Annotated in this window: 10 protein-coding genes; 2 read left to right on the forward strand and 8 right to left on the reverse strand. The window is 59.4% G+C overall.

Annotation, left to right across the window (positions count from 1 at the left end):
- The 4 genes from HCU66_RS09295 to HCU66_RS09310 all read right to left on the reverse strand — a co-directional run bounded on the left by HCU66_RS09295 (position 1) and on the right by HCU66_RS09310 (position 5,258).
- Entirely contained in the window at positions 1 to 1,332 is a 1,332-nt protein-coding gene (locus HCU66_RS09295) for an HlyD family type I secretion periplasmic adaptor subunit (protein WP_205888193.1), read from the reverse strand.
- A complete protein-coding gene (locus HCU66_RS09300; protein WP_205888194.1) occupies positions 1,329 to 3,116 on the reverse strand; it encodes a type I secretion system permease/ATPase in 1,788 nt (595 codons plus the stop codon). Before HCU66_RS09300 ends, HCU66_RS09295 begins: the two co-directional genes overlap by 4 nt.
- Before the next feature lie 203 nt (positions 3,117 to 3,319).
- Positions 3,320 to 3,742 carry an AprI/Inh family metalloprotease inhibitor gene (locus HCU66_RS09305; protein ID WP_205888195.1) on the reverse strand — a complete coding sequence of 141 codons (423 nt, stop codon included), beginning with the start codon at positions 3,740 to 3,742 and terminating at the stop codon, positions 3,320 to 3,322.
- 67 nt (positions 3,743 to 3,809) lie between these two features.
- The gene (locus tag HCU66_RS09310) at positions 3,810 to 5,258 is read right to left on the reverse strand and encodes a serralysin family metalloprotease (protein ID WP_205888196.1); all 1,449 of its coding nucleotides are present in this window, start codon (positions 5,256 to 5,258) and stop codon (positions 3,810 to 3,812) included.
- A gap of 504 nt (positions 5,259 to 5,762) precedes the next feature.
- Between HCU66_RS09310 and ahr the strand changes: the two genes are divergently transcribed.
- Positions 5,763 to 6,794, forward strand: a complete 1,032-nt coding sequence (gene ahr, locus HCU66_RS09315; RefSeq protein ID WP_205888197.1) for an NADPH-dependent aldehyde reductase Ahr — start codon at positions 5,763 to 5,765, stop codon at positions 6,792 to 6,794.
- 212 nt (positions 6,795 to 7,006) lie between these two features.
- Here ahr and HCU66_RS09320 read toward each other — a convergent pair whose 3' ends face one another.
- From HCU66_RS09320 to HCU66_RS09335, 4 genes are all read right to left on the reverse strand, one after another.
- Complete coding sequence (locus tag HCU66_RS09320; RefSeq protein ID WP_205888198.1) at positions 7,007 to 7,465, reverse strand: REP-associated tyrosine transposase; 459 nt, start codon at positions 7,463 to 7,465, stop codon at positions 7,007 to 7,009.
- Between the two features lie 92 nt (positions 7,466 to 7,557).
- Entirely contained in the window at positions 7,558 to 8,643 is a 1,086-nt protein-coding gene (locus HCU66_RS09325; protein WP_205888199.1) for a polyamine ABC transporter substrate-binding protein, read from the reverse strand.
- A 106-nt stretch (positions 8,644 to 8,749) separates the two neighbouring features.
- Positions 8,750 to 10,156, reverse strand: a complete 1,407-nt coding sequence (locus HCU66_RS09330) for an NAD(P)/FAD-dependent oxidoreductase (protein ID WP_205888200.1) — start codon at positions 10,154 to 10,156, stop codon at positions 8,750 to 8,752.
- 51 nt (positions 10,157 to 10,207) lie between these two features.
- Positions 10,208 to 11,023, reverse strand: a complete 816-nt coding sequence (locus HCU66_RS09335) for a helix-turn-helix domain-containing protein (protein WP_205888201.1) — start codon at positions 11,021 to 11,023, stop codon at positions 10,208 to 10,210.
- A 274-nt stretch (positions 11,024 to 11,297) separates the two neighbouring features.
- Here HCU66_RS09335 and HCU66_RS09340 point away from each other — a divergent pair, with 274 nt between their 5' ends.
- Positions 11,298 to 11,573, forward strand: a complete 276-nt coding sequence (locus tag HCU66_RS09340) for a DUF1652 domain-containing protein (protein WP_205888202.1) — start codon at positions 11,298 to 11,300, stop codon at positions 11,571 to 11,573.
- Positions 11,574 to 11,668 lie beyond the last annotated feature (95 nt).

The raw sequence follows: 11,668 nt of genomic DNA on the forward strand, positions 1-11,668 counted from the left end.
TTATTCCTCGGTCAACGCGGAGCCTGCCCGGTCGAGCAGCGGTTTGAACAAATAGTTGAGGAGCGAACGTTCACCGGTGCGCACGAACATTTCTGCCGGCATGCCGGGCTTGATCACCAGGCCGTTGAGTTTTTCCATGGCCTGGTCGCTGACGCTGCTGCGCAGCACGTAATACGGCACACCGGTTTTCTCATCGACCATCTGGTCGGCGGAGATCAGGCTGACTTCGCCCGGCACTCGCGGGGTACGGCTCTGGTTGAACGCGGTGAACAGAATGTCCACCGGCAAGTGCGTGCCGACTTTGTCGATCAGGTTGATCGGCAAGTGCCCTTCCACTTCCAGGCGGGTGCCCTGCGGGACGATCTCCAGCAGGGTGTCGCCCTGACGCACCACCGCGCCCTCGGTGTGAACCCCGAGATTGACGGCGATGCCGTCGGCGGTGGCGATGATTTCGCTGTGTTGCAGGTCGAAGCCGGCGGAGGTCAGTTGCTCTTCCAGGGTCACGCTTTTGAGCTGCGCGTCGGCCAATTGGCTGCGTACTTCTTTCTGGTACTCCTCGCCGTGCTGTTGCAGCTTCAGTCGGGACTCAAGAATGCCCTGCTCCACCCGGCCGCTTTCGCCGGTGTTCTCTGCCAACTGTTGCTGCACTTGCGACAGCTGACGCTGGTACTCCATCAAACGGTTGCGCGGGATGTAGCCGTTGTCGGCCAAGGGCTGCAGATTGCTCAGCTGTTGTTGCAGGGAATTGGCCTGGGCCGTCAGGTCGGTGCGTGCGCGGCGCATGCCGGCCAGTTGCGCACTGGCGCCTTCGATGTTCGCGCGCAAAGCGGCTTGCTCACGGGAAAACGCTTCGCGGCGGCTGCTGAACAACTGCCGTTGGCCTTCAAGTACCAACGCCAGGCGCGGGTCAGGATCATTGCTCAGTTCGGCGGGGAAATTCACCTGTTTGAGGTTGTCCCGTTCACTCTGCCAGCGCGCCAGGCTGGCCCATGCCATGCGGTATTGCGCTTGCAACGATTGCACGTCGGCGGCGACCTGGGTCTGGTCGAGGCGAAACAGCGGCTGGCCCTGCTTCACCACCTGGCCTTCGCGCACCAGAATCTGGCTGATCACGCCGCTGCTCATCGATTGCACGGCTTTGCGCTTGCCCGAGACCACCACGGTGCCTTGCACCGGAATGCCTTGATCGAGCGGCGCAAGGCTCGCCCAGGTGAAGAAACTGCCGGCGCCAACGATCGCCAGCATCCAGCCCATGCGGGCGAAGAAACGGGCGTCGCGCTCGGGGTGTTCGGCAATGTAGTCGTGTTCGTTGTTCATGCGTGTGCTGCTCATACACCCGAATTCCTGGTCATGGGCTGATACTGCCGGCTCATGCTGAGCCCGCCCGGTGCCTGCGCGGCTTTTTCACGTGGCTGTTCCTGGGTAGCCGACTGGTTGCCGGCAAGCGCCTTGAGCACTTCCTGGCTTGGGCCGAAGGCTTGCAAACGACCTTCGTTGAGCACCAGCAACTTGTCGGCCTGGGCCAGGGCCGAAGAGCGATGGGTGACCAGAATCACGCTGGTGCCCCGGGCTTTCATGTGCGCGATGGCGCCGGCCAGTGCCGCTTCGCCGACGGTGTCGAGGTTGGAGTTCGGCTCATCCAGCACCACCAGGCTCGGGTTGCCGTACAACGCGCGAGCCAGGGCCACCCGTTGCTTCTGGCCACCGGACAAACCGCTGCCGTCCTCGCCGAGTATGGTGTCGTAGCCCTGGGGCATGCGCAGGATCAGTTCATGAACGCCGGCCTGTTGCGCGGCCTCGACGACTTGTTGCGGATCCGCTTCACGGAATCGGGCGATGTTTTCCGCGATGCTGCCACTGAACAATTCGATGTCCTGGGGCAGATAACCGATATATGGGCCGAGATCGTCACGGTTCCAGCGATGAATGTCCGCGCCATCGAGGCGCACCGTGCCGCCCAACGTCGGCCAGACACCGACCAGCACCCGCGCCAGGGTCGACTTACCGGAGCCGGAAGCCCCGAGCACGCCCAGCACTTCGCCGGTGCCCAGGTGGAAATTGACCATGTGCAAGGTCGCTGCCCGTTGCCCCGGTGGGCCGGCGCTGACTTGCTCGAACGTGATCTGACCTTTCGGCGCCGGCAGTGCCATGGCCTCGTCACTCGGTGGAAAGGCTTGCAGCAAGGCGTCGAGGCGGCGGTAAGCGAGTTTGGCGCCGCTCCACTGTTTCCACACGGCGATCAACTGATCGATGGGGCTCAGCACCCGGCCCATCAGGATGGAGCCGGCGATCATCATCCCGGCGGTCATGTCGCCCTTGATCACCAGCAAGGCGCCCAGTCCCAGCACCAGGGATTGCAGGCACAGGCGCAGGGTTTTGCTCAGGGAGCTGATGACCGCGCCGGTGTCGCTGGCCTGATTCTGCAAGCCGAGAAAACGCGCGTGCACCGCAAACCAGCGCTTGCGCAACGCGCCGAGCATGCCCATGGCCTGAATGGTTTCAGCGTTATGCAGGTGACTGGTGGCCAGTTGGCTGGACTTCTGGGAAAAACCCGCGGCTTCACCCAGGGGCTTTTTGGTCATCGCTTCGTTGAGGCAGGCCAGCCCGATCAACAGCACCGCGCCCGCGGTGGCCAGTACGCCGAGCCAGACGTTGAACAGAAAGATCACGAACAGATAGACCGGAAACCACGGCGCATCGAAGAAGGCAAACAACGCCGGACCGGTGACGAACTGGCGAATATGGGTCAAGTCGCCCAGGGATTGCCCGGCGTTGCCCTCCCCCTTGAACAGGTTGCGCTCGAAAGCGGCCTGATACACCCGCAGGTTGAAACGGCGCTCCAGCTGGCTGCCGATACGGATGACGATGAAACTGCGCACGGTCTCCAGCAGGCCAATGAAGGCGAAAAATCCGACTACCATTAGCGACAACATCGCCAAGGTGGTTTCGTTTTGCGACGACAGCACTCGGTCATAAACCTGGAGCATATAAATCGACGGGACCAACATCAAAACGTTGATCAATGCGGTAAAGCAGCCGACGCTGATCAAGATGTTCTTATAGTCGCCCAGTGCCTTGAATAACGGTGCGGTGGCCGGGGGGCTCGCCATCTTCATTGGTTCTTCCTGAGGTATTAAGCCTCGCGCTGTTCGGCGAGGTTCCAGTTAACTGTCCGCACACGGGTCTAGACATTCTTTTACCCGTTATCGCTTACAAACCAATAACAACTCTTTATGGCCCTTAAAAAGCCCTGGTTATTAATCGGCTGCTTATAACTGCAACAACGGTCTTTATATTGCGTCGGTCCGGCGCTTTTCGTTTATTGCGCTGCGCGCGTGAGCGTAATAATCAGCCCCGACTTCAAGTTACTTTTGTAAAGCCCCTCCCGCAGCCGACTGAAAAACACAATTCTTGAGCCTTCCTTACCGGTCACGGCAATGCCGTCCGGCTCCGGAAACCAGCCCATCGCCGACGTGTTCAGCCAGGCGCTGAGGCAATCGGCCCCCTCACCCAGGGTCTGGTCCGATTTAAGCTCGATCGTGCAGACATTCGACGGTTTGTCCTGCAGCGCCTGGGACTCGGGCGAGTCTTGCGCGGTATTCAAAATGGCTTGCCATTTTCCGACCAGTTCCGACGGATCGGCTAATTTCAGACTGCGTGCCATGGCTACTTCTCCAAGAAACATCATCAGCGTCGCCAACAGCCACGCGGTTGTTTTGCAGGTAAAAGCGTTCCGGGTCATAGGGCGTTTTACTCTGGATCGGGGCAGAGAGTGGCGCGTAAAGCGCCACCCTCCTTTTTGCCGTGAATCAGGCCACGATGTCCGAGAACGCCGCCTGGCCAACGGTACTGACCAGGAAGTCAGCCACGCCGTGCCCGGAGAAGTCCACCGACAACAGGCTGTTGCCGCCCGACGAGGTCAACACTGCGTCGCCTGCCGCACCGGTGAACGAACTCACAAAGTGCAGGCCTGCGCCGTTGGTGATGCCGGTCAGGTCGATCTTGTCCAGGCTACTGACGAAGTCGAGGATCTGATCGACGGCACCTGGCTTGGAGTCGCTGCTGGCCGCGAACACGAAGGTGTCCGAACCCGAACCGCCCCATAGTTTGTCCGCGCCGCCCGCGCCGAAGAGGATGTCGTTGCCGGCACCGCCCTTCAGCTCGTTGGAGACGCTGTTACCGATCAGCAAGTCGCTACCGGAACCGCCAATCGCGTTCTCGACGGTGACGCCTTTGGCAATGGACACATTGCCCACCAGGCCGCCAACGTCGGAGAACGAGGTTTCATTGAGATTGATCTTCTGGTTCTGGGTAAAACCAGAGAAGTCCAGAGTGTCCTTGCCGCCCGCATCCCACACCGAGAACACGACTTTATCCGAGGACGAAGACGCGCTCAGGAAATCGCGACCGGCGTTGGAGTTGAAGCCGTAGGTGGTATCACCGGTACGGGTGGTGGTGTTGGCACCGTAGAGTTTCTGAATAGCGGCGATATCGTCTATCAGCGGGCCGGACGCATAGGCCTCCACACCGCCCTTGCTGAAGTTCTGGTCGGTATTGCTTTCACTCCAGTAGCTCATGACGCTGTAACCGCGGGTGTCTTGCCCGTAGGTCGCGTCATTGTAGGTCGGTGCGCCTTCACCAGCGTTGTAATCGCCAGGGTGGGCCAGGCCCAGGGTGTGACCGATTTCGTGGGTCAGGGTCTGACGGCCGTAGTTGTTCAGGTCCGGCGTCTTGTTGACGTTATAGCCACTGCCCGTCAGATACCACGAAGTACCGTCATAACCTGGGCCCGTGCCAGGCAGATAGGCGAATGCTGCCGCGCCATCCTGACCACCGCTGTAGTTGCCGAAAGTCATGTGACCGTCACCGCCAAAGGACTTCTCGGTGAAAGTGACATTCGCCACGTCGGCCCAGGATTGCATGGCAAGCACGGCCTGGGCTTTCTGCTGCGCGCTGAACTGGCTGAACCCGGTGATGCCGTGCTTGTTCATGGTGCTCGACGAGGCCGAGGTCAGGAACGTATAGGTGAGTTCGATTTTGCCGCTGCCGTCCTTGTCCTGGTAGGCAGCGCCGTCACGCAGCAGCTGGGTGGCGGCCTCGTCGACGGAGAAGGAGGGTTTGCCATTGACCGTGAGATTGCCGCCCCGGTCATATTGATGGCTGAAACTATCGACCTGGTTGTAGGCGGAACTGGATGCAGCCAATGGCGCAAAGCCCTGTTCGGCAAGATCAATAGCGTTGTCTTTTACTTTCGACATAAACACACTTCCTTGTTTAGCAATGGAACAGTTTTTGTCCGACAGAACAATCTCTGGCGAGATCGTCCTATCACTCGCCCAATGAAGGCGTATAAAAACTGACACAATTCGAAATCAAACGTCTACATTTTTTTTGACGTCAAATTTAACTGCCCGGGAGAACTCCCGCAAACATTGAGTTCGCTGTCGAAATATTGTTTGCAGCTCGGACTCTCAGCCTGATTGTCCGACAATTTGTTATTTAAATATTAAATATGAGTAAGTTGTTTTTTGGACTTATTAGTATGAGCGCCATTGTATTGCCATCAACTAAATTAAACGGCCAGTTAGTTGCGGCGGTGGCCGGAAACAGAGCTCCGACAGCCAGTAAATTCCCGCCACCGCCCTCAAACCATGCTGGTCCTTGCGCCCTGCTAGACTGATTACGCCCTGGCGCCTGACAGCGTTGCCAGGCCACCGCATCCGGGCGGCCAAAGCCCCTGTCTCCTGATCTGGAGGTATCCCATGAGCGACAGCACCGAACTCACTACTTTCACCGGCTGGGCTGCAACGTCGGCAGGCGCGCCACTGGAGCGCTATAGCTACGACCCCGGCCCATTGGGGGAAGAAGAGGTGGAAGTCGCCGTGGAGTATTGCGGCGTCTGCCACTCCGACCAGTCGATGATCGATAACGAATGGGGCCTGAGCCATTACCCGTTTATCCCTGGCCACGAAGTGGTCGGCAGTATCGTGCGAGTGGGCGCACAGGTACGCGGCCTCGAAGTGGGACAACGGGTGGGCATTGGTTGGTACAAGGGCAGTTGCATGCATTGCTCATCGTGTATCGGAGGCTCCCACAATCTGTGCAACACAGTCCAACCCACCATCGTTGGCAGCAACGGAGGCTTCGCCGATCGCCTGCGTTCGCACTGGGCCTGGGCGCTTGCGATACCGGATGGACTCGACCCGGCCATGGCCGGACCGCTATTCTGCGCGGGCTCGACGGTGTTCAACCCGCTCGTGGAATTCGACGTCAAGCCCACTGACCGGGTCGGTGTCGTGGGAATCGGCGGCCTTGGTCATCTGGCACTGCGGTTCCTCAACGCCTGGGGTTGCGAAGTCACGGCTTTTACCTCGTCGTTGAGCAAGCAGGACGAAGCCAGGCGCCTGGGCGCGCACAACGTGCTCGCCTCGACCGACAGTAACGCGCTGAAAGCCATTGCCGGCACCCTGGATTTTCTCCTGGTCACCGCCAACGCCGATCTCGACTGGCCGGCCATGCTCGGAACGCTGCGCGGCAAGGGTCGCCTGCACTTTGTTGGCGTCGTGCCTGGCGCTATTCCAGTGCACGTGTTCAACCTGCTTCCCCAACAAAAGAGCTTGTCCGCCTCACCCGTTGGCTCGCCCGCTAACACGGCAACCATGCTGGAATTCTGCGCACGTCATCAGATCTTGCCGCAGGTCGAGCACTTTCCCATGAGCCGGATCAACGACGCCATCGATCACCTGCGCAGTGGCAAGGCGCGCTACCGCGTCGTGCTGGACGCCAGCAAATGACAGACTGGCGCGTCGGATCACACCGCTCGTGCCTTTTGCCGCCGCTACGCCCGGGGAACCTGTTCGTTTCCACAGAGGTGCCAAGCCTATGAAGGACACGACTGCTGCGCAGCCGAACGCAGGCTGCGCCAGCTGCTACAAAAGCCGTAACGTGCCGCAGACCTGTAGCAGCTGCCGAAGGCTGCGTTCGGCTGCGCAGCAGTCGTAAAACATCACAGCCAACACGCATCCCACAGCGGATAATCATGAACACGTGTCACCAACCCCGCTCGAACAGGGTTGGCAACGACATATCGAGCGAGGCTTTTCACATCTTCCTCCCGCCGAACCGCTCGATCGTGATAGCCCTTCTGCCACAAACGCCCACTTCGCCCTAGCGCCTGATTAACCGCCAGACTGCTACGGGATTTGATTCGGCACATCAGTTCGGCCAACGTTTTATCCCTGAGTTGTACCAAACAGTGCATGTGATCCGGCATCACCACCCAAGTCAAAAAGTCTGCCCAATGCTCCTCCTGAGCTTGACGCAATTGTTGGGCAACCAGCCTTCCCATCCGCCAATCGTAAAATACCGGCTGCCGATCGTGAACCACAACTGTTAGCAAGTAGATGCGCCCGGGCTCCGAATACCGCCCAATGCGCAAATGACCCGCTTTCGAACAGACAGGCATTCCATTGCCCCCCTTGCTTACTGAAAGAAGGCATGGAATCTAAACCGTTGCAGTCAGCCCGACTGGTTCCATCGGCTACAAGATATGACCAATCAACTCCCGGTACGAATCTTGTTCCACACCCGCGTCCGCACCCGGTCGATGTTCAACGGCATCGCCTCAAGAGCAAACAATTTGCCCATCATCTCCGGGCTCGGATACACCTTGGTGTCGCTCTTGATGGCCGGGTCGATCAGGCTGTCGGCCTGTTCGTTGCCGTTGGCGTAGTGCACGTAGTTGCTGATGCCGGCCATGACGTCGGGACGCAGCAGGTAATTCATGAACGCGTAACCGGCTTTCTCGTCCGGGGCGTCGGCGGGCATGGCCACCATGTCAAACCAGATGGCCGCGCCTTCCTTGGGAATCGAGTAGCCGATATCCACGCCGTTCCCGGCTTCCCTGGCGCGGTTTTCCGCCTGGATAATGTCGCCAGAGAAGCCGACAGCCACACAGATGTCACCGTTGGCCAGGTCGCTGGTGTATTTGGATGAGTGGAAATAACTGACATAGGGCCGGACTTTCATCAGCAGCGCTTCTGCCTTTTTATAGTCCTCGGGGTTCTTGCTGTGATGGGGCAGCCCGAGGTAATTCAACGCCGCCGGCAACAGTTCGGGGCCGTTGTCGAGAATGGCGACGCCGCACTTTTGCAGCTTTGCCATGTTCTCGGGCTTGAAGATCAGGTCCCAGGAATCCACCGGCGCGTCGTCGCCCAATACGGCGTTGACCTTGGCAACGTTGTAGCCGATGCCGGTGCTGCCCCACAAATACGGGAAGCCATGCTCGTTGCCCGGGTCGTTGGCCTGCAAGGTTTTGAGCAACACCGGGTTGAGGTTTTTCCAGTTCGGCAGCTGACGCTTGTCGAGTTTCTTCAGGGCTCGGCCCTCAATCTGTCGGGCCATGAAGTGGTTGGACGGGAACACCACGTCATACCCGGATGTACCGGTCATCAACTTGCCATCCAGGGTTTCGTTGCTGTCGAAGACGTCGTAGCTGAAGGCGATACCGGTTTCTTTCTGGAAGTTTTTTGTAGTGTCCGGGGCGATGTAGTCCGACCAGTTGTAGATTTTCACGGTCTCGGCGGCCTGACTGAGGGTCGCGACGAGCGCAAGTGGAGCAAGCGTCAGTGTCTTTCGGATCATGGGTCGATTCCTGTTTGGGTTGTTCTCTTTTTATTGGAGAGCTGGCAGGCAATCAGAAGATCAAAAAATCAAAACGTAGGTCTCCTGTCGATTGAGAAAACGCCGTTCAGTGCATGAAACCTTCCATGAACTCCGCGACCCGGCCGGCCAGTTTGCGACGCCAGGGCGCGGTGGACGGGTTGGCCAGGGTCTGGTCTTCGTGAACGAAGCTGCGGATGATTGCGTTGTAGCCCAGCCAGCGGCAGGGCTCCGGCTCCCACGCCTTGAGCGCGTCGAGACCGCCCTGAGGAATCACCCACGGTTGGCGCACCCGTTCGGTATCGCGCTGAAGAATCAGGTCGGCCAGCGTCCGCCCGCCGAGGTTGCTGGCTCCGACGCCCTCCCCGCCATAACCGCCGGACAAGGCGATACCGCTGGCCTGATCGCAGAGCATGTGCGGCTTGAAGCGCCGGGACATTCCCAGGTTGCCGCCCCAGGCGTGGGTGATTCGCACGTTCTTGAGCTGAGGGAAGAGTTCGCTGAACAGGTAGCGTCGCAACTCCACTTCGCTGGCGCTCAGGTCGAAGTCATGGCGCAACTTGCCGGCGAATTGATAGCCGCCACGGGCACCGAAGACCAGACGGTTGTCGGCTGTGCGCTGGCCGTAGGTGACCTGACGGCTGCTTTCACTGAACGCCTGACCATGGCTGAGGCCGATGTCGTCCCAGGTCGCGGCGGACAACGGTTCGGTCGCCACCAGTAAACTTTGCACGGGCAATTGATAGCGTCCCAGCGGCGGCAAGGTGACCGCGTAACCCTCTACTGCTGGCACGATCCAGCGGCTGCGAACCTGCGCCTTGGCTGTACGCAAACTCCCCGACTGCCACCGGGTGACCGGGCTGTTCTCATAGATGTTGACCCCCATGCGCTCCACCGTCCGTGCCAGACCTCGCACCAACTTTGCCGGGTGAATGGTCGCCACGTGCGGTGCATAGATACCGCCATAAGGCTTGGCGATTCTGATCTGTTGCGCCAATTGCTCGGGGTTGAGCCATCGGTAGTCGGCCTCGGTCAGCCCTTGGCGATAGAGCGTGTCCAGGTAATCGCGCAGGCTGGCTTCCTGTTCCGGGTAACGCGCCGCACAGTAAAGCGCCCCGCCCTTGCGATAATCACAGTCAATGCCTTCGCGTTCGAGGACGTTCTCTACTTCATCAGGGATGCTGTGCAGTAGCTCGTAAGAGGTGCGGCGCTGTTGCGCCGGTAAACCGGCGAGCAAGCGATCCTCGCCCAGCAGGTTGCCCATCAGCCAGCCGCCGTTACGGCCAGACGCACCAAATCCCGCGGTTTGTGCTTCGACGATGGCGACGTTCAGCCCCGGCGCCTGGCGTTTGAGGTAGTACGCGGTCCAGAGCCCGGTGTACCCGGCGCCGATGATGGCCACGTCGACGTCCAGGTCCTGTTCCAGCGCCGGGCGCGCCAGCAATGGCTCGTCGAGTTGATCCATCCACAAACTGATCGTGCGCCACGCCGCCATGCAAGACTCCACCACTCAACACTTCGATGGCGTCGATCCTAGTGCGTGGGCTCAGGGACTGTCTTGCGCGCGTGCACGCAAAGAAATTTGTTTGGCGTAGGCCTTGGGCGACAGGCCGGTGTGTTGGCGGAAACAGCTGTAAAACGCCGACAGCGAATTGAAGCCTGCGGCAAAGGCCAGCTCATCGATACGCAGCGGCGGCGTGGTGTTGTCCAGTGCCGCGAGCAAATGCTGCAACCGTGCCTGGTTGACGTACCGGTAGAAGCTTTGGCCGAGCACCTGGTTCAACAGGTAGGAAATCTGATTGCGACTGTACCCGCACTCCTTCGCCACCCGTTGCAGGTCGAGTTCGGGATCCAGGTACGGTTGCTGACGCTGGAAATACTGCTGCAAGTCCTCGGCCATGAAACTCAGCTGCCGCGGTGACAGCCCGAGCCGGCTGACCAACGGGCGCAGGTTGCGGGCGGCTTTTCCGGTCGCTTGCTCGTGTACCAGCGTGGCGTATTCATTGACCCGCCAGATCAGCCCGTCACGCACGGTGATCGCCTCGCTGGTCCGAAACGACGCCAGCCCTTCACCGCCGCGAAGGGTGATGCGGTATTGAATGAACGCCGTGTTGCCATCCAGTCGAATGCGGTCCGAGTGCTCCAGCACCTCATCCGGATCCCGGGGCATGCTGTCGCGCACGTATTCGCGCAACGCGTCCAGCCCCATCACGCGGTTCTGGAAAAAGTCGTTGTACTGAATGTCCGGGTGATAAAGCGCCATCACACCGTCCAGATCCCGGTGCTTCCAGCGCAGGTGGTAACGCATGACCGTGTCGCCCGTGGCCTGGGTTTGCAACGGACCATCATCATCGGTGTGCATAGAAGACTCGACGAGAAAAAACCGAGCTTGCCGAAGTTCTGCCCGGGCTTCAATGGCCAGTGGGATGCCCGGTAATGCTGGCATTTGGCCGAAATGCCGGCATCCCATGACCTGCATCAAAAAAAATTGAACCAATCGCTAAACGGCCTGAGAAATCCACATTATTTTCACATCCGGGTGCTACTTTTAAAGACAGCCACCGGTTGAGCCATTGAAGGCTCTTCCCTCCTAACATGAGCTAAAGGAAGCGCTCGATGAAAAAGGCGGGCAACACATGAATCAAGGTTCTTTCAGCAAGGTCACTTTTCCAAATGCCTGCCAGCTGATGCGCTGGCATTTTCATCCCATGGGTTTCGAGGCGACCATGGATGCACCGGGCAGTATGGTTGCCCGTCTGTTCGACCGCGCCAGTGGCGAGACCATGATCGCCATTGCCGGTATTCCTTGCGCGACGGTCATGAATGCCGCAGATGTAGAACGAATCATCGAAGCGGTGGAGGATGAACTGGAAGCGTTCAATCCGCCGGAGGCGCTCAAAAATTATGCCTGACTGTAGGCGCGGGCTTGCCCGCGAAGAGGGCGTGTCAGCGATATTAATGCTGCCTGACACACCGCCTTCGCGGGCAAGCCCGCTCCTACAGGGAT

Source organism: Pseudomonas frederiksbergensis (genome assembly GCF_017114915.1).
GTDB lineage: Bacteria > Pseudomonadota > Gammaproteobacteria > Pseudomonadales > Pseudomonadaceae > Aquipseudomonas > Aquipseudomonas frederiksbergensis_I.